This is a genomic window from Mycobacterium sp. SMC-8, assembly GCF_025263565.1.
In the GTDB taxonomy this organism is placed as follows: Bacteria; Actinomycetota; Actinomycetes; order Mycobacteriales; family Mycobacteriaceae; genus Mycobacterium.
Window position 1 is genome coordinate 5,771,877 of record NZ_CP079865.1, and the last position, 19,667, is coordinate 5,791,543.

General features: G+C 70.7%; 8 protein-coding genes. All 8 read right to left on the reverse strand.

Translation table 11 applies throughout. The features are described 5' to 3' along the window. Positions 1 to 61: 61 nt before the first annotated feature. The 8 genes from KXD97_RS27795 to KXD97_RS27830 are packed head-to-tail and all read right to left on the reverse strand — an operon-like array spanning position 62 to position 19,622. Positions 62 to 271: an MbtH family protein gene (locus tag KXD97_RS27795; RefSeq protein ID WP_260754132.1), complete on the reverse strand. Its 210-nt coding sequence runs from the start codon at positions 269 to 271 to the stop codon at positions 62 to 64. Next, positions 249 to 1,556: an NADPH-dependent L-lysine N(6)-monooxygenase MbtG gene (mbtG, locus tag KXD97_RS27800; RefSeq protein WP_260754136.1), complete on the reverse strand. Its 1,308-nt coding sequence runs from the start codon at positions 1,554 to 1,556 to the stop codon at positions 249 to 251. Before mbtG ends, KXD97_RS27795 begins: the two co-directional genes overlap by 23 nt. Next, positions 1,553 to 6,049, reverse strand: a complete 4,497-nt coding sequence (locus tag KXD97_RS27805) for an amino acid adenylation domain-containing protein (RefSeq protein ID WP_260754138.1) — start codon at positions 6,047 to 6,049, stop codon at positions 1,553 to 1,555. The genes mbtG and KXD97_RS27805 overlap by 4 nt, the downstream gene beginning before the upstream one ends. After that, a complete protein-coding gene (locus KXD97_RS27810) occupies positions 6,046 to 11,202 on the reverse strand; it encodes a non-ribosomal peptide synthetase (protein WP_260754139.1) in 5,157 nt (1,718 codons plus the stop codon). Before KXD97_RS27810 ends, KXD97_RS27805 begins: the two co-directional genes overlap by 4 nt. Further along, positions 11,199 to 14,114 carry a mycobactin polyketide synthase MbtD gene (gene mbtD, locus KXD97_RS27815; RefSeq protein WP_260758184.1) on the reverse strand — a complete coding sequence of 972 codons (2,916 nt, stop codon included), beginning with the start codon at positions 14,112 to 14,114 and terminating at the stop codon, positions 11,199 to 11,201. The genes KXD97_RS27810 and mbtD overlap by 4 nt, the downstream gene beginning before the upstream one ends. Then, the gene (locus KXD97_RS27820; RefSeq protein ID WP_260754140.1) at positions 14,114 to 15,424 is read right to left on the reverse strand and encodes a polyketide synthase; all 1,311 of its coding nucleotides are present in this window, start codon (positions 15,422 to 15,424) and stop codon (positions 14,114 to 14,116) included. Before KXD97_RS27820 ends, mbtD begins: the two co-directional genes overlap by 1 nt. Beyond that, positions 15,421 to 16,164: a thioesterase II family protein gene (locus KXD97_RS27825; protein WP_260754141.1), complete on the reverse strand. Its 744-nt coding sequence runs from the start codon at positions 16,162 to 16,164 to the stop codon at positions 15,421 to 15,423. Before KXD97_RS27825 ends, KXD97_RS27820 begins: the two co-directional genes overlap by 4 nt. Next, a complete protein-coding gene (locus KXD97_RS27830) occupies positions 16,161 to 19,622 on the reverse strand; it encodes an amino acid adenylation domain-containing protein (RefSeq protein ID WP_260754142.1) in 3,462 nt (1,153 codons plus the stop codon). Before KXD97_RS27830 ends, KXD97_RS27825 begins: the two co-directional genes overlap by 4 nt. Positions 19,623 to 19,667 lie beyond the last annotated feature (45 nt).

Sequence of the window (19,667 nt, forward strand, 5' to 3'; positions counted from 1 at the left end):
GGGCCCTTGGGGGTGGCCGGGCCGCCACTCCCGAGGGCCCTTCCGGCCTGTGCCTGCGCGGTCAGCTCATCGACTCCCGCAGGCTGCGAGGCCGCAGGTCGGTCCAGGTGTCTTCGACGAAGGCCAGGCAATCGGCACGGGTGCTCTCCCCGAAGACAATTCGCCACCCGGCGGGCACGTCGGCGAAGGTCGGCCACAGGCTGTACTGCTCCTCGTCGTTGACCAGCACGTAGAACGCACCGTTGTCGTCATCGAACGGGTTGGTGCTCATCGGTTCTCCTCGTCGAAGGGGGTTGCGCGGCACCCGCGTAGTGGGCCCCGAGCACACGATCGGACAGCAGCCCGAGGCAGCTGAGGTTCGGAAATCCCGGGCCTTGCATCAGCCCGGACAGGCCGGGCAGGAACAACTTCGGCGTCAGCGCGGCCACCGACAGGTCGTGACCGATGGATTCCTGCAGCGAATCACCCGTCAGCGGGGCGCGCAGCGCCAGCTCGATCAGATCGCGCGCGTCCTGGCTGAACAACGGCTCGAACCACATGGAGTCGGCGCCGGAGCCGTCGATCACCAGATCGAAACCGTGCACGGTCTCCAGCGCTTCGCCGCCGCGGTTCGAGCTGAGGGTCAAGCGGATCCGCTCGTCGCGTGCGACGGCGTGGGCGACCCGGCCGCGCAGATGGCGGATCCGGTCGTCGGCGAGCAGCGCGTCCTGCACCCGAGCCGAGAACACGCCACGGTCGGTGCGGGCCAGCGCGTCGCGCCGTTCGGTCACCGTCAAGCCGGCCCAATCCGTCGGGTCGGAGAACAACGTGTTCTCGAAGAAGCTCTCCCCGCGGGTGAACAGGGTGACCTGCGGCGAGATCACGGTGATGGTCGAAACACGGTGCCGGAAAAGCTCGTTGAGCATGGACGCCGCCGTCTCGCCCCCTCCGATGACCGCGACCCGCTCGGCGACGATCAGATCCGGCCGGGCCGCGCGTTCCCAGAACTGGGCGATCGACAGAACATGCGGGTCATGCGGCAGTATCGAGCGCTGAGCCTGCCCGGGTCCGGTGATCATCACGCCGTCGGCAGCCACGCTGCGCTGCGGCGTGACCACCTCCCACCGTCGGCCGTCGGTCGAGATGCGTTGCACCTCACCGGTGATCACCGTCATACCGATGTTGTGGGCGACCCAGCGCAGGTAGCGGCTCCACCCGACGTGGGTGGGTGCCGGCCGGCCCCGGTCGATCCATTCCGCGAACTGTGCGGTGGCCACCAGATAGGACTGCCAGCTGTGCCGCATCATCCGCTCGTCGAGTTCGGCGTTGCGGCGGGGCACCAGCGAGGACCGGTACGGGAAACCGACGTCCTTCTCGGGGCTGGTGCCGAGCCGGTGCTGACCGTCGGTCCAGCCGCCCACGGACTGCCAGTTGGCGGCCACGACGCTGCGCTCGATCGCCACCACGTCGGGCACGTCGACGCCCATGGCGCGCAGTTCGGCGGCTTTGGCCGCCACCGCGATCGCCTTCGGGCCGGCGCCGACGACGGCGAGGGTCGGGGTGGGCGGAGTCGTCATAACGCCTCTGCGAGTGCGGTGACCGCCCGCTGCCAGAGCACGGTGAGCCGGTCGACTTCTGCCGCGTCGGACAGCACGGTGCTCCAGCGCCAGCTGGTGCGTAGCTGCGGCCCGTCGGCTCCGCCGGAGATCACCGAGATGACGTCGAACGTATAGCGCAGCGGCAGGTCCGGCTCGGCGGCGGCCGGCATGTGCGCGTTGAGGGTTTCGTCGGTGATCAGCGACCACGCGTGCGCAGTCTGGTCGGCGCTGAGGTCGTGCCTGCCGACGTAGTTGAACTCGACCTGCGGGTCGGGCAGTGCCGCCAGGGTTTCGTCGCGCCGCGTATAGCGCAGCAACCCATAGTCGAGGCCCCGGTCGGGCACCTCGGCGAGCTGCCGGGCGACCGCGCGGAGCAGGGTGCGGGCCGCGGCCGGATTCCGACCCGCGGTGTGCACGTCGATCGCGGCCTCCCCGGCGCCGAGGCGCACCGGATACACCGACGTGAACCACCCGACGGTGGTGGAGGTGTCGACGCCGCCCCCGACGAGCGCGTCCTCCCGGCCGTGCCCCTCCAGGGCGACGAGCGTGCCGTGGTGGGCGGGCTGCCCGCGCTCGATCCGCCACGACGCCAGCGTGAGACTCAGTGCGGTGAGCAGGAAATCACGCATCTGAAGGCCCGCGTGGTCGAGCCGGTCCAGGATGGCCCGGGTGACGGCGGCATCGGTGAGGACGTCGGTCGTGCGCAGCGAGGCCCAGGTGTCGCGCCGCGGGTCGGCCCGGCGCCGGCCGAGCTCCGGGTCGGGTCCGGCGAGTTGCCCGACCCAGTACTCCCGGCTGTGCTCGACAGTCTCGGTACGGCTGCGCTCGTGCAGTCGCCGCGTCCATTCCCGGTAGGTGGTGTACTCGTGGGCCTGGTCCACGGGGTGCCCGGCAGCCAGCGCGGCATCGAGTTGGGCCAGCGCGCCGAGGATCACGTACCACGACACCACGTCGGTGGCCAGGTGGTGAACGCACAGCGCCAGCACCGGCGGACCCTGCCGGAACCAGACCGCCTGGACCATCGAGCCCGAAGCCGGGTCGATACGGTCAAGTGCGGCAGCCACTTCGACCTCCAGCGCGGTATCGGCGGCGGCATCCACCGCGTGGAGCACGTCGGCAGCGCACACCGCGCCGGGCGCACGGGTCACCAACCGGCCGCGCTCGTCGAGGACCGCCCGGAGCATGTCGTGGCGGTCCAGCAGGGCCTGCACGATCTGCTCCAGACGCTGCCCCGGCAGATCCGCAGGCAGCGACACGAGCACATTCTGGGTGAACCGGCGGAAGTTCCCGTACTCGTACATCCAGGACATGATCGGCGCGGGCATCACCTCACCGAAGCGGTCGTCGGTGACCGGGGCCGGGGCGTGGTCGTGCGAAGAGGCATCGATCGCGGCGGCCAGTTCGCGAATGTTGTTGCACTCCAGCATCAGCCGGGCCCGCATCTCGATCCCGCGGCGGCGTGCGGCCTGCACCAGGGTCAGCGCCACGATGCTGTCCAGCCCGGTCTCCAAGAAGTCGGCCTCGACGTCGACGCCCTCCTCGCCGAGCACCTCGGACAGCAGTTCGACCAGTGCCGTCTCGGTCGGCGTCTGCGGCGCCGCCGACACGGCGTCCTCGATCGCGATCCCGGCCAGCGCGGCCTCGTCGATCTTGCCGTGCGAGGTCAGCGGCAGCTCGGACAGCACGACGACGCGCTGCGGAACCATGTAGCGCGGCAGGCGTGTGGCCATCAGCGCCCGCAGATCGGCGAGAGCCGGAGGGTTCACCCCTGCGGCGACGTACGCGGTCAGCCTGGCCTGCGCGCCACGCCGGTCGACGGTGACGTGTGCGTCGGTGACGGCTGGGTGCTCGCTCAGTACCGCCGCGATCTCACCGGGTTCGACGCGGAAGCCGCGAATCTTGACCTGGTCGTCGGCACGGCCGAGGAACTGCAGGCCGCCGTCCGCACCGCGCCGCACCACGTCGCCGGTTCGGTACATGCGGGCCCCGGGCGTGAACGGGTCGGCGACGAACCGTCCCGCCGTTTCGGCGGCACGGCCCAGGTAGCCGCGGGTCAGCTGCCGGCCCGACAGGTACAGCTCCCCCGCGACGCCGTCGGGCACCGGCCGCAGCCATGCGTCGAGCACGTAGGCGCTCATGCTCCGGGTCGGCCGACCGATCGAGGGTTTCCGGTACTCGTCGATGGGCGCGACCACCGCCTCGACCGTGGTCTCGGTCGGCCCGTAACAATTGAACGCGGTCATGCCGGTGCGGACGCACTCGTCGCCGATCAGCCGCCACAGCGCGGGACTCACCGCCTCCCCTCCGAGGGCCAGCACCGCGAGCGGAACGGTGCTCAGCAGGCCGAAGTCGCGCAGTTGGGCGAACATCGACGGCGTGGTGTCGAGCATGTCGACGGCGAAGCGGCCGATGCCGTACACCAAAGCCTCTGCGTCACGCTGGGATTCGTCGCCGATGAGGTGCACCGAATGCCCGTCGAGCAGCGCCGTGAGCGGCTGCCAGGCGGCGTCGAAGGTGAACGACCACGCGTGACCCACGCGCAGCGGACGACCGATCCGCTCGGCCGCCGGGCGCAGCACGTGCTCGGCGTGGTCCTCGGCGTAGGCCAGCACCGCGCCGTGCGTGCCGACCACGCCCTTGGGTCTGCCGGTGGTGCCGGAGGTGAACACGATGTACGCCGCCTGGTCGGCGGACGCGCGGGCGGGTCGGTATCCGGCCGGCGGCCCGGCGGTGGGCACCGCGGCGACGAACGCATCATCGATCACCACCGCCGCGCCGGACTGTTCGAGAATGTCGGTGATGCGTTCGCCGGGCATGGCCGGGTCGAGCGGGACGATCACCCCGCCGGCCTTGAGCACGCCGAACATCGCCACCACGTAGTCGGGCCCACGCGGCAGCAACACCGCGACCGGGATCTCGGGGCCCACGCCGGCGGCGATGAGCGCAACGGCCATCCGGTCGGCGGCCTCGTCCAGTTCCCGATACGTCAGCGTGCCGCAGTCCCCGCCGGCCTCCCAGGTCAGCGCGACCGACCCGAGCCGGTCGCCGGCGATGCGGGTGAACCTGTCGTGGATGCTGTGGGCAGTCGCCGGATCCAGCGTCACCGGCCCGGGGGGGTACTCGGCGGGCAGCAACACCCCGGCGGCGCGCAGCGGTCGCTCCCAGCAGTCGATCAGGCGTCCAGCAGTGTGCAGCACCCGCCTACCGAGATCGTCCGGCCGCAGCGCGCCGAGCGCGCCGTCGACCGCCTCGACGAACACCGTGAGCCGGTCGTCGGCCAGATGCGCCGCGATGGTCACCGGGAAGTGCGACAGACTCTCCAGCGCCGACGGCACGAACGTCGCGCCGTTCGCCTCGAACTCCGTTTGGCCCACCAGCCCGCCGGGCGGGAAGTTCTCATACACCAGCAAGGTGTCGAACATCTCGCCGATTCCGCCGAGGGCACGCAGCGCGGTGTGGCTCAGGTAGCTGTGATCGCGCAGCGCAGCTGCTTCGCGCTGCAGGGCCAGGCACTGCTCGCCGGTCGGCGCGCCGGGGTCCAGGCGCACCCGCAGCGGCACGGTGTTGATGAACAACCCGACCATGCGCTCGACGCCGGCGAGTTCGCCCGGACGTCCGGACACCGTCACGCCGAACACCACGTCGGTGCGGGCGGTGACGACCGAAAGCACGGTGGCCCAAGACATCTGGATCAGGGTGTTGAGCGTGACGCCGCGACTCCTGGCGGCCTCGGCGAGCCGACCGGTGGTCTCGGCGTCCAGCATCACCTCGGTGAGCCGGGGCCGTCCCGACGGCGCCGACGACGTCAGAGCCGGCGTCATCAGCGTGGGCCCGTCGACACCGGCCAGATGCCGCCGCCACAGTGCGCGGCCGGACTCGTCGTCGCGACCGGCCAGCCAGCCGATGTAGTCCCGGTAGGGCCGTGGCGGCGGCGGCAGCGCCGTAACGTCACCGCCGGCGCGGTACAGGGTCAGCAGCTCACCCATGAACAACGGCAGCGACCACCCGTCGATCAAGATGTGGTGGGCGGTCACCACGAACCGCCAGCGCTGCGGCGCCTCGATGAGCAGGAAACGGATGACCGGGCCCCGCTCGAGTGTGAACGGCGCAGCGCGCTCGTCCTTTTCAATCTCTTCCAGTTCGGCGTCGTCGGCGGCGGTGACATGACGCCACGGCATGTCGACCCGTTTCGGGATGACCTGTACGGCACGGCTGAGGTTGCCCTTGACGAAACTGGCCCGCAGGTTGGCGTGCCGCTCCAGCAGCTCCGCCGCGCACCTGCGGAGCAGGTCGGCGTCCAGCCGGCCGGTGGCGTCGGCGGCCATCGCGATGACGTAGGGGTCGTCGTCGCGGCCGTCGGACAGCGTCGCCATGGAGAAAAGCCCCTGCTGCAGCGGGCTCAGCGCCAGCACGTCCTCGATGACGGGCGGCTCGGCGCCGGGTTCGGTCTGGGTCGGCTCGGTCTGGGTCATTGCCCGGCGCCCCACGATGCGGTCAGTGCGGCGAGTTCGTCGGCGGGAAGCCCCGACACCGACATCGGCGCGTGGTGGGTGTCCGGCTGGTCATCGGCCGCGCCGGTGCCGCTGTCGATGGCGGCGGCCAGTTGCGCGAGCTGCGGATGCTCGAAGACCATGCGCGCACTCAGGTCCAGGCCGGCATCGCGTGCCCGGGCGGCGAGTTGGACGGCCAGCACGCTGTCACCGCCGAGCCCGAAGAAGTCGTCGTAGCGGCCCACCTCCCCGGCGCCGAGCAGCCCGGAAAGCAATGCGGCCAAAGCACGTTCGGTGTCGGTCTGCGGCTCCTCGAACTCGACCTCGGCGGGCGGAGCCGCGTCGACGACGTCGCCGGCGGCGGGACGGCGGGCGACGATCTCGAGTCGGCCGTCGTCGTTCCAGCGGGCACGGTCGCCGGTGCGGTAGCGCTCCGTTGCCTCGAAAGGACCACCGCTCAGGTACAGATCGCCGAGCACGCCGACCGGCACGGGCGACAGATCGGCGTCGAGCACCTCGACGCGGGCGCCGGTGCTCCATTCCTGCGAGATGCGTTTCCTCTCCTCGGCGCAGAGGATGTCGACGTCGCCGAGCGCACGGTCGGGGGTGTCGACGAACGCCGCCACCACCCGGGTCAGCCACCCGCCGAGCCGTTCGACGGTGCGGCGGGTGTAGAGCTCCGGCCGGTAGATCAGGTAGCCGCGGTACCCCTCGCCGTCGCGCCCGGAACCGTCCCCGGCCAGGAAGTTCAGCGACAGATCGGCCTGGGCGATGTCGAACGTCGGTTCCAGTGCCGTGAATTCGGTGTCGGCGTCGATCATCTGGCGCTGCGGCAGTTGTTCCCGCACGTGCACCACCACCTGAAACAGCGGGTTGCGGGCCAGGGTGCGCGGCGGATTCACCGCCTCGACGACCTGTTCGAACGGCACGTCCTGATTGGAGTACGCCGACAACGCCATATCGCGGGCGCGGGTCAGCACCTCGCGCAGCGTCGGGTTGCCGCGCAGGTCGTTGCGCAGCACCACGAAATTGACGAAGAACCCGACGAGCTGTTCCAGCTCGGCCTCGGAGCGGCCCGCCACCGGTGTGCCCATCGGGACGTCCAGGCCGCCACCGGCTTTCGCCAGCGTCACCGCGACCGCGGCCTGCAGCAGCATGAACTCGGTGATGCCGACCTCGCGGCACAGCTCGGCGATTCTGCGCCGAACGTCACCGTCGATGGTGAACTCGACGGCGTCACCCTTGCCGGTGGGCAGCCGGGGGCGCGAGAAGTCCAACGGCAGCCCGGATTCCACCGGAGCACCGGCAAGCTGACGAACCCAGTACTCGCGCTGCGGTACGGCGATACCGGTGTCGTCGCTGAGCAGCTTCGCCTGCCATGCACCGTAATCCGTGTACTGCACGGGCAGCGGCGCCCAGGTCGGCCGCTCCCCGGCCTTCCGGGCGCGGTATGCGGTCACCAGGTCGCTGAACAGCACGCCGCCGGACCAGTGGTCACCGGCGATATGGTGAATCACCACGGACAGCACATGTTCCGGAGTTTGATCGGCGGCTCGGCCGTCCGGAGCCTGACCCACGGCGAACACCGCCGCCCGGATCGGCCAGTCTTCTTCCAGATCGAAGGTGCGTTTGCGCTCGCGGTCAAGTTCGGCCTGCAGCCACTCCTCGCCCTCACCGCGGGCCCGCCGGACCGGGACGTCAGAGACCGGGTTCACGATCTGGTAGGGCACACCGTCGATCTCGCGATAGGTGGTGCGCAGGACGGCGTGCCGCTCCACGACGTCGCGAATAGCGGCGACGAACGCGTCGACATCGCAGGGGCCGGTCACCCGCGCCGCGAACGGGATGTTGTTGATCGGGCTGCGACCCTCGATCCGGTACCCGAACCACGAACGCAGCTGCGACGACGACAGCGGCGCCGGGCCGTCCAGTGGCGCGGCGACCAGCCGAGGCCTGCGGGTGGTGGCGTTCTCTCCGAACGCCAAGGTGTTCATGTGGGCGGCCAACCGGGCGACGGTCGCGTGCTCGAAGACATCGCGCACCTCGACGTCCGCGCCGAACCGGCTCCGCAGCTCGGCCACCAGCCTGGTGGCCAGCAGCGAGTGCCCGCCCAGGTCGAAGAACGAGTCGTCGGCGCCGACGCCGCTACGACCGAGCAACTCGGCGAACAGCTGCGCCAGTCGGGCCTCGGTGCCCTCGGCCGGCTCACGGAACTCGGTTGCCGCCGAGATCTCCGGCTCGGGCAGCGCGGCGCGGTCGATCTTGCCGTGCGCGGTGATCGGGATCTCGTCGACCACCACGTAGGCGGCCGGCGTCATGTACTCCGGCAGTGCGGCGGCCACCCGGGCGCGGACCCTGTCGACGTCCACCGCCGCCCCGTCGGCCGGGGTCAGGTAGCCGACCAGGCTCTTGCCGAGGTTGGGCAGGTCGGCGACGACGACCACGGCCTGCCCGACGCTGGGGTCCACGGTGATCGCGGCGGCGACGTCGCCCAGTTCGATGCGGAACCCGCGGATCTTGACCTGTTCGTCGGCGCGGCCGACGAACTCGATGTCACCGTCGGCGTTGAGCCGCGCCAGGTCACCGGAGCGGTACATGCGCGCACCGGGGGTGAACGGGTCGGCGACGAACCGCTCGGCGGTCAGTCCCGGCCGGTGATGGTAGCCACGCGCGACATGGGTTCCGCCGATGTAGATCTCGCCGATGGAACCAACCGGCACCGGTTGCAGCGCATCGTCGAGCAGGTGGATCTGCGTGTTGATCTTGGGCTTGCCGATCGGGACGATCCGGGTGCCCTGCCTGCCCTCGACCTTGAACCGGGTGGCGTTGATGACGGTTTCGGTGGGTCCGTAGAAGTTGTGCAGCAGCGCGTCGAAGGTGGCATGGAACTTGTCGGCCACCTCACCGGGCAGCGCTTCACCGCCGATCGGCACCCGCTGCAGGGTGCGCCACTGGTTCACCCCGGGCAGCGCCAGGAACAGCCCGAGCAGTGACGGGACGAAGTGCATCGCGGTGATGCCCTCGTCGCGCAGCAGCCCGGTCAGGTAACCGATGTCGTTCAGACCGCCGGGGCGGTGGATCACCAGCCGGGCACCGCAGGCCAGCGTGCCGAACACCTCGGCGATGGACACGTCGAAGCTCGGTGAGGCGACCTGCAGCAGCCGGTCGTTCTCGTCGACCTTGTACTCGTCGGCGAACCAGACGAAGTACTCGGCGACCGGTCGGTGCGGCACCGGGACGCCTTTGGGCAGGCCGGTTGAACCGGAGGTGTAGATCAAGTAGGCCGTGTTGTCCGTGCCCACCGGGCGCACCCGGTCGCTGTCCGTCGGATCGTCGGCGCGCAGCTCGCCGGCATTGCTGACCGCCTCCCGCACAACCACTTTCGCGTTGCAATCGCCCAGGATGAAGTCAACGCGGTCCTGCGGGTAGGTGGGGTCGACCGGGACGTAGACCGCGCCGGCTTTGAGCACGCCCAGCGCGGTTACCACCAGCTCCGGTGACTTGTCGAGCAGCACGGCGACCCGGTCCTCGGCGCCCACCCCTTCCCGGATCAGCCAGTGGGCGACGCGGTTCGCCGCCTCGTTGATCTCGCGGTAGGTGTGCTGGCGCCCCTCGAAGACGACGGCGGTACCGTCGGGACTGCGCCGGGCCTGCGCCTCGATGAGGTCGGTGATGGTGGCCGGCGGGGTCTCGAACGCCGGGCCCGACCACACCGCGCGCAGCCAGTCGAGGTCCTCGTCGCTCATCAGCTGCAGTGCGCTCAGCGCGGTGTCGGGTGCGCCGAGTGCGCTGCGGATCAATACGGCGTAATGGTCGAGCAGTTGCCGGGCCAATCCGGGTTCGATGATCTCCACCAGGTGCTCGAGCTCCACCACGATCTCGTCGGTGTCGAACTCCACCATGATGCCCAGCGGGAGATGCGTCAGATGTGAACGCAGCTCGGCCCTTTCGCAGGTGACACCGGGCGGGGTGAAGCCGAACCGGTCGCGGCCGCGGAAGCCGAAGCTGACCCGCGTCATCCGCTCGGCGCCGTGCCGCCGGTCGGGGTTGAGCTCACGGACCATCCGGTCCAGGCCGACCCGCTGGTGGGCGAACGCCCCGAGCGCGGTGTCGCGGGTCTGGGTCAGCAGATCGCGGAATGTCATCGCCGGGCGTGGGCGCAACCGCATCGCGACGGTGTTGCCGAAGTAGCCGATGACGTCGTCGGGGTTGCCGTCGCGGTTGAGCACCGGGGTGGCGACCAGGAAGTCGTCGACGTGGCTGTACCGGTGGATCAGCACGCCGAACACCGCCAGCAGCACCGCGTACGGTGTGGCGCCGACCTCGTCGGCCAGTGCCGTGACCCGCGCGCTCGTCTCCCCGTCCAGGCGCAGCGCGGTGCGCTGTGACCGCCAGCTGGTCGGGACCGCCGACCCGGTCGGACCGGGCAGCTCCAGCGGTTCCGGCGGATCGGCCATCACTGTCCGCCAGTACGCGACGTCCTCCTCGTCGGAGCCGGCGGCGGTGGGGACCGCACGGGGCGCCGGGCGCAGCTGTTCACCGACGTAGGCGCGGGTCAGGTCGCCGAAGAACACCTCCCACGAACGGTCGTCCCAGGCGATGTGATGCGCCACCAGCAGCATGACGTGTTCCGTTGCGGCGATGCGGATCACCGTGATACGCAGCGGCGACTCGACGTCCAGGTCGAACGGCTTGGCGAACTCGCGCTGCGCGATCACCTCCAGCCGCAGCCGGCGGGCCCGCTCGGACAGATCGCTCAGATCGTGTTCGGCCCAGCCGGGCATGAGGTCGGCGTGCACGGTGGGCACCGGCATGCCGCTGTCGCCGGCGGCGGTCGCCTCGGTGCGGTACGTCGTGCGCAGCACGCGGTGGCGCCGGGCCACCGCGTCGACCGCAGCGTGCAGCCGGGCGAGGTCGATGTCGCCGGACAGGCGGTAGGACAGGCACACGTTGAGCAGCGCGCCACTCGGGTCGGCGTTGTGCACGAACCACATCCGCAGCTGGCCCTCGGTCAGCGCGTCGGGATCACCCGTGTCCTGGGCGGTGCCGGTGCTCAGCCCACGCTCCTGCATCCTGCGGCGCAGCAGTTCCAGTCGGCGCTCGTCGAGCCCGGCCCCGGTGTCGATGTCAGTCACTGAAAAGAGTTCACTTTCTCTGATAGGCCGGCGATCAGATCCGTACCGGTGATGCCGCCGAGCAGTGTCGCCAGCGGCACGGTGTGGCCGGTCAGCCGTTTCAGACGCTTACGGAGATCCAGCGCGAGCAGCGAGTCGACCCCGAGATCGAACAGCGATGAGTCCAGATCCAGTGCTGCGCAGTCCGCTCCGAGCACTGCCGCGAGCTGGCTGCGTACCGCCTCGGGCGGCGCCATCGGCGTGGAACCGGCAGCTGTGTCGGTCTCCCCCGATGTCTGCACCGGTGTCTCGCCGAAGAACGTGCGCATCCGCTCCGGGTCGGCGGCCAGCACCAGCGGATCCCCCGAGAAATCCGCCAGGCTCGCCTCGACGGCGAGTTGGGGGCTCATCTGCCGCAGTCCCGTGCGCTCCACCCGCGCGATCTCCGCGGCGTCGACGATGCCGCTGCCCTCCCAGAGACCGAAGCGCACGGCCGTGCAATGGCGCCCTTCGGCGCGCAACCTGGCAGCCATCACGTCGAGCATCCGGTTGGCTGCCGCATACCCGCCGACACCCTTTCCGCCCCACACGCCGGTCACCGAGGAGCACAACAGGATTCGGGCGTCGTCGCGCATCGGCCAGGTGCGGGTCAGCGCCTCCAGGCCGACGATCTTGGCAGCCGCCATGTCCGCCAGCGCGGCGCCGGTGGTGCCGGTGCGATCGGCGAATATCGCGGTGCCCGCGGCGTGGATGACCAGCGACGCCGGACCGCCGGCGACGTCGGCGGCCGTGGCCGCAAGTCGGCGGGAATCCCGCAGATCGCATGCTGGTGCGATGATCTCGGTACCGAGGTCGTTCACCAGGGCCGGGTCGACGCCGCGGCGGCTCAGCAGCACGATCCGCCGGGCGCCGCGTGCGGCCAGGAAGCGGGCGTAGCTCAACCCGATGGCTCCCGAGCCCCCGGTGATCACCACGTTGTCGAGTGCGCCCGAACTGAGCTCCCATGGTTGCGCGGCGGACGCGTCGCCGAGACTGCGTTGGTACACCGCCCCGTCGCCGCGTAAGGCGAGTTCGCCTGTGGCGTCCAGCATCACGTCGACGGCACCGATCCCGGCCGTCGCTCCGGCCGGCAGGTCCAGGTGGTGGAAGTTCTGGTCGGGGTGTTCGAACCCGATGCAGCGGTGCATCGCGGCCAGTCCAGCCTGGGCCAGATCGGGCAACGGGTCCGCGGCGGTGGTGCTCTCGGCGCCGGCAGTCACCAGCCAGACGTCACGGCACCGGGCGCCGAACGTGTCGGGGTAGCCGAGCAGGCCGGTGTCGACGGCGCAGGACAGCCCGTCGACGGCCCCGGCGGCGTCACGGTCACCGAACGCGGGTGCGACCGCGATCACCAGATCGGCGTCCGTCGGGTCGGTCAGCACGGCGCGGTCGTGCTCGGCGACGGCGTGCCGGAGCGCCGCGGCCACCGGTGTGGCAGAACCGGTCTCGACCACTGCGATCTTGCGGCGCGGTGTCGCCGTGGCGCGGCCGGGGCGGTGCGGCCGCCAGGTCTCACCGCTTACGGCCAGTTGCGGCAGCGCCGGCAGCGGCTCGGGCTCGGCCCATAGGTGCTCGGCGCGCATCGGCGCACCCGGAAAGCCGTACAGCGGCTCGGGCCGGCCGGTCAGAAGGTCGCCCCAGTGATAAGCGGGGTCGGCGGCCGCGACGGTGACGATATTGGCAGACAACGCGTCGCGCACGGACTCGTCGCGGTGTCCGGAGCCGACGAGCACCGCCGCCGCAGCGCCGGCGCGTTCGATGCCGTCTTCAACGGCGAACAGCAGTGACGGGTGCGCAGACATTTCGACGAAAACGCCGGCGCCCAGCCCGATGGCCGTCCGCACGGCCCGGTCGAACCGGATCGTGTTGCGCAGGTTGGCATACCAATAGTCGCCGAACTCGGTGCCGGGGGCGACGGCCTGTCCGGTCGCCGACCCGACGAACTGCACCGGCGAGTCGGCGAACACCGATTCCGGTAACCGCCGGCACAGGTCCTCACGCTGGGCTTCCATCGCGGTGGTGTGCGCCGGGAAACTCATCGCCAGCTCCTTGGCGAACCGGCCGCGGGCACGGGCGGCCGCCACGGCCGCGGTGACCGCGGACCGCTCTCCCGACACCGCGACCGAGGTCTGCGCGTTGACCGCGGACAACTCCAGCCAGCCGTCGGTGGCGCCGATCAGCTCGGCGGCTTCGTCGGTGTCCACGCCAAGGACCGCGACGCCGTTGTCACCCGGGATGGCCGCGATCGCCGCCGCCCTTGCGGCGAGCACGCTCACCGCGTCGGCGAGGGTGACGGTTTCGGCGACGTAGGCCGCCGCGACCTCGCCGAGACTGTGCCCGACGGTCAGGTCCGGCACGATGCCACACGAGCGCCATACCGCCGTCAGCGCGACGGAGTGCACGAACTGTGCGGCCTGCAGTTCCAGGTGCGAGACCGGGCCCGGCGCCGCATCGCCGCCGACGAGGAACGGCAGCGGGGACGTCAGCCCGGCCGCGACGAACGCCGCACCCAGCCGGTCGGCTTCGTCACGGTAGGCCGGCAGCTCGCGGAAGGGCTGCGCGCCCATGCCCGGCCACTGGGTGCCCTGCCCGGGATACACGAACGCGGTCCGGCCCGCGGCCCGTCCTGCCGCGTGCGTCACCGACGGGTGCTCGCGTCCCTCGGCGAGCGCCAGCAGACCAGCGGTCAGTTCGTCGTGATCCGCGGCGCGCACGACCGCGCGGTGGCGGCGCGGCCGCCGGGTACGCACCAGCTGGGCGGCCACCTGCGCGGGATCACACGGCTTTCGCCCCAGGTAGTCGAGGATGTCACGGGCGGCGACAGGCAGCAGCGCCTCGTCGTGGGCGCTGAGCGCGACGGCGATCCGCCCGTCGGGCAACCAGCCGGCCGGCATCACGCGGGCCAACCCTGCGCCGACTCGGGCACCGCGACGACGACGTGGGTGTTGGTGCCGCTCATCCCGAACGCCGACACCGCGCCCGTGCGCGTCCCGTCGACGGCACGCCACGGCGTCAGCTTGGTGGCCAACCGTAAACCCGTGCTCTGCCAATCGATCTCGCGACTCGGGTCGTCGACGTGCAACGTGGCGGGGATGGCGGCGTGATCGGCGGCCAACAGCACCTTGGCCAGGCCGAGCGCACCGGCGGCCGCCTGCGTGTGTCCCACGTTGGACTTGACCGAGCCGAGCAACGGGCCCCTCCCGGGCGTCCCGGCTCCGTACGTGGCGGCCAGCGAGGTGAGCTCGGTGCGGTCCCCCAGTCGGGTTCCGGTGCCGTGGCCTTCCACCATGCCCACGCTGTCGACGTCGATACCGGCGGTGGCCAGAGCACGCCGGAACAGCCGGGTCTGGGCCTCGCGGCTGGGAGCGGTGAGCCCGACCGATCTGCCGTCGGAGTTCACGCAACTGGCCAGTACCTCGGCCACGATCCGGCGGCGGTCCCGCAGCGCGGCCGATCTCCGTTGCAGCACGAACATTCCGGCGCCTTCGGCCCACACCGTGCCGCTGGCGTGCGCGCTGTAGGGCCGGCAGTGCCCGTCGTCGGACAACGCGTGCTGTTTGGAGAACTCCACGAAGTAGCCCGGTGAACCCATCACGCACACTCCGCCGGCCAGGGCCAGGTCGCAGTCGCCGGACCGCAGCCCCTGCACGGCGATGTGCAGTGCGGACAGGGCCGATGAGCACGAGGTGTCGACGGTCATCGCCGGACCCGCCAGACCCAGGAGGTAGGCGATGCGGCCGGAGATGACTCCGAGCGAGGTCCCGGTGATCAGATGGCCGCTGTGGTGGGAGAACTCGTCCATCGCGGGCCCGTACCGCATGTCCGAGGCGCCGACGTAGCACCCGGCGTCGTGGCCGTCGAGGTCGTCGGGGTTGATTCCCGCGCTCTCCAGCGCGCGCCACGCGACGCGCAGCGCGACGCGCTGTTGCGGATCCATGGCAACGGCCTCCCGGCGCGAGATGCCGAAGAACTCGGGGTCGAAATGCCCTGCACCGCGCAGAAATCCGCCCAGATTGTGAATCGGTTTGAAGCCGTCCCGCCGCGAGCCGGCCAGCAGCGCCGGCAACGACCAGCCCCGGTCGGTCGGGAACGGGGTCAGCGCCTCCCGCTGTTCGGCGAGCAGGCTCCAGTAGTCGTCTGTGTCCTGCACACCGCCCGGCGCCTCGACCGCCATCCCGACGATGACGACGGGGTCATCGGTCATGTGCAGCTCACCAGCTCGGCGACCTCGTCCCGATGCTCGTCGAGGTAGAAGTGCCCGCCGTCGAACATCGTGAAGGTGTACGCGGCCGTGGTGTGAACCTCCCACTGCCGCAACAGGTTCTGTTCGACTCGATGATCGTCGTGGCCTCCGAGCACGTGGATGTCGGCGTCGATGCGCGCGCCACGGCCGCAGGTGTAGCGGTTGAAAGCCTGGTAGTCCGCGCGCACCGCGGGCAGCAGCAGCTCGAGGAAGTCTTCGTCCTCCAGCAGTCGCGCGTCGGTGCCGCCGAGGTCGATGATGTCGGCCAGCATCTCCCGGTCAGTGGTGGGCACCGGTCGCGAACCTTCGACGGTCGACGGCGCCTGGCTCGCCGAGGCCCACAACTCGCGGACGGTGACGCCGCGCCGCGCAGCCAGTTGCGCGAACTCGAAGCCGACCAGAGCGCCCATGCAGTGCCCGAACAGCCGCACCTGCCCGAGCCGGGACCAGTCGGCGGCGCCCAGGACGTCCGCCGCCAGGTCGGTGATCGTCTCCGGCGCCGGATGGGCGAGCCGCTCGCCGCGCTGCGGATACTGCACGAGGTAGGTGTCGACGCCCCGGGCGGACAACGCCGACGCGAAACCGCGGTAGGCCGCGGCGGCGCCGCCCGCATGCGGAAACACGATCGTCGCGGTGCCGGTCTCCCCCGGGAACCTTTTGATCCACGGCGTGAGGTCCAGCTGGTGGCGCTCGCCGATCATCGCCCGGAGTCCAGCGCGGAAAGCACCTCGGCACCGTCCATCCCGGAGATCTCCAGATAGAGCTCGGCCACTTCAGTCAGCCGCGTGCTGTCGTTCTCGCCGGCGATCAGCCTTGCCGCCAGTGCAGCGGCGGTGCGGGCCGCGAAGATGTCGGCGACCGCGACCGACGGGGTGTCGAGCCAGGTGCGGACGCGCGCGACCACCTGGGTCGCCAGCACGGAATCACCGCCCGAGGCGAAGAAGTCGTCGTCGGCGCCCACGGTGTCGCGCCCGAGGACCGACCCGATGAGCGCGCACAGCGCCGTCTCCAGCGAGGTGGCCGGCGCACGGAACCCGGCGCCGCCCTGCACCTCGGCTTCCCTGAGGCGACGCGTCACCGCTGCCCGGTCGATCTTGCCGCCGAGAGTGTAGGGGATTTCACCGGCGCCGACCACGATCTGCGGGATCATGTGCGGCGGAACGAGTTCGGCCATCGCCGCGGTGACCTTGGCCGGATCCGGCACGGCGTGGCCGGAGTCGGCGCTCACGAGTGCGGCGAGCACGTCCCGGCCGCCGTCGGCGGTCACGACGGCCGCGACCGCGGAGTCGACGCCCGGGACGCAGCGCAGCGCGGACTCCACCTCGCCGAGTTCGACACGGTAACCGCTGATCTTGATCCGGTGGTCGGCCCGGCCGACGAACTCGATGAGGCCGCCGGTTCGGTAGCGCACGAGATCGCCGGTGCGGTACCAGAGCGTGCCGTCATGGCGAACGAACCGCTCGGCGGTCAGATCGGGCCGCGCGCAATAGCCGCGGGCCACACCCCGGCCGCCGACCCAGAGTTCGCCGGGCACCCAGTCGGGGCAGTCCCGGCCGTCCGGTCCGACAACCCGGCAGGCGTTGTTGGGCAGCGGCACGCCGAGCGGAATGGACGCCCAGTCCGCCGGGATGTCGCCGACGACCTCGCAGATGGTGTTGTGCGTGGCCGTTTCGGTGGCACCGCCCAGGCCGGCGAACCGCATGTGCGGGGCCCGGTTCCGCAGCGCCCGCACCATGTCGGGTCGCACCCAGTCGCCGCCGGTGGGAACCACCCGCACCGAGGACAGGTCGCCGTCGACCTCCGAGAGCATCTCCAGCCAGCCCGGCATGAAGTGCAGAACGGTCACGCCATGCTCGGAGATGAGGCGGGCCCACGCGTCGGGATCGCGACGCTGGTCTTCATCGACGACGACGATCGATCCCCCGGCCCGCAGCATGCCGAAGACGTCGAGTACGGACAGATCGCATTCCAGCGTCGACAGCGCCAGGCAGCGGTCGGCGGGGCCGATCTCGAAGTGGCCGTTGATGAACTCGACGGTGTTCATCGCCGCATCGTGGGTCATCTCGACACCCTTGGGTTCACCCGTCGAACCGGAGGTGAACAGGATGTAGGCCAGATCCGCCGGTTCGACGGCGGGCGGCGTGAACCCGGTTTCCCGGCGCCCCACCCGCAGAGCTTCCGTGATCGTCAAGGCCGGCAATGTGGTCGGCGGTTCGCCACCGCACACCAGCGCCATCCGCACCCGGCCGTTGGCCAGCATGCGGGCCGCGCGGTCGGCCGGATGATCCACGCAGACCGGCACATAGACCCCTCCGACGGCCGATATCGCGAGCAGCGCAATGACCTGTTCGTGGTTCTTGGGTCCCATCACCGCGACGGTGTCGCCGTGCCGGATGCCGGCGACGTGCAGCGCGGCCGCGACGGCGAGTACCTGTTCGCACAGTTGCCCGTAGGTGAGGTCGCCCGCTCTGGAGCACACCGCCGGCGCGTCGGGGTGGGTCTGGGCACGACGGAAGAAGCCGTCGTGCAGCACCTCCCCGCTCGGCGCGACGGAGACCGCGTTCACCCTGTCGCGCGCGGCCTGTTGTTCGGCCGTCACCGCGGCTACATCGACTGCTTCCCAGGCAGATTCGTCGGCGGCAAGGCGCGCGAGCTCGGCGACGTGATGGGCGAACATCGCGTCGGCCACACCGGGCCGGAACGCGTCCTCGCGTGTGTCCCAGTTGATCATCAGGCCTTCGGCCACGGGAGTGGCCTGCGCGTCGAGCAGCACCTGCGGCCCCTGCGAGATCGTCCACACTGGCTTGCCGAAGTGCTCGGTGACCTTGCCCGCGAACAGATCTCCGAGCCCCAGCGCACTGGTGTACACGATCGGGGCCAGCACGGGCGTGCCGTGGTGGCGGGTCAGGTCGCGCAGCACCGACAGACCCGAGTAGGAGGAATGGCGCGCCGTGGCGTGCAGCGTCTCCTGCAGCACTCGGCAGCGCGCGATCGGGGTGTCGGCGCAGGTGAGATCGACATCGAGCAGCAGCGACGACGTGAAGTCCCCGACGAGTTTGTCGACGTCGGGGTGGAACTGCTCGCGACCGAACATGGGTAGGTTCAGCAGGAAGCGCCGACTGGTCGACCACCGGGCCAGCGTGCCGGCGTAGGACGCCGCCACCGCCATCGCCGGCGTGATCCCCCGCCGTCGCGCAGCCGCGAAGAGAGCGTCCCGGGTGGCGACATCGAAGATGTGCCAGCGGCGCCGCGCGCGTTTCGGGTCCGCTTGTTCGGCGCGCGGCACCAGCGGCAGCGCGGGACCCTCCGGTAGCTCGGGCACGCGTTCGGCCCACCAGCGGCGGTCGTCCTCCGATTCCGCCGCCGTCGAGGTGAGCGCCGCGCGGTACTCGCGGTAGGTATAGCCGAGGTCGGGAAGGTTTCCGCCGCTGTAGAACTCGGCAAGATCAGCCATGAAGTTGCGGTAACTCACCGCGTCCGCGGCCTGCATGTCCATGTCGACGTGCAACCGGGTCCGACCATCCGCGAGCAGCGACAGCGAGAGCTGCAGCACCTCGTCGTGCATCATCTGATGCGACTTCTCCTGCCGGATCTCTTCGAGACGTCGTTCGGCCGCCGGCACGTCGAGCGCGCGCAGGTCGTACACGGTGACGGGCAGACCGCGATCGCCGATGCGCTGGGTGCCGTCGGGCAGGATCTCGACGCGCAGCATCGGATGCCGTGCCGCGAGTTTGGCCGCCGCCTCGCGCAGCCGGTCCGGATCGACTCCGGCACCGTCGAATTCGACGTAGAGATGCGCGGCGACGCCACCGAGTTGCTGGTCGTCGTTGCGGCCCACCCACATCGCGTGCTGGATCGGCGCGAGCGGGAAGGTGTCGTCCATCGCGGGCTCCGCGGCCGGGGCCGTGTCCTGGCGGCCTCCGCCGGCGCCACCGGTCACCAACTCCGTCCACGCGGCCACGGTGGGATTCGCCGCCAGCGCCGCGAAACCGACGTCGATCCCCTGTCGGCGCCAGCGACCGGACAACGACATCATCCGGATCGAGTCCAGGCCGGACGCGATCAGATCGGCCTGCGGGTCGAGGTCAGCCGGGTTCACACCGAGCAGTTCGGCAACCTCGTCGCGGACAGACTGTGCAGTCGTCGACGCCAAACTCACCGAACCTCCTCGAACCACGCCGGATTAAGTGCAGGCTGCCCTAAC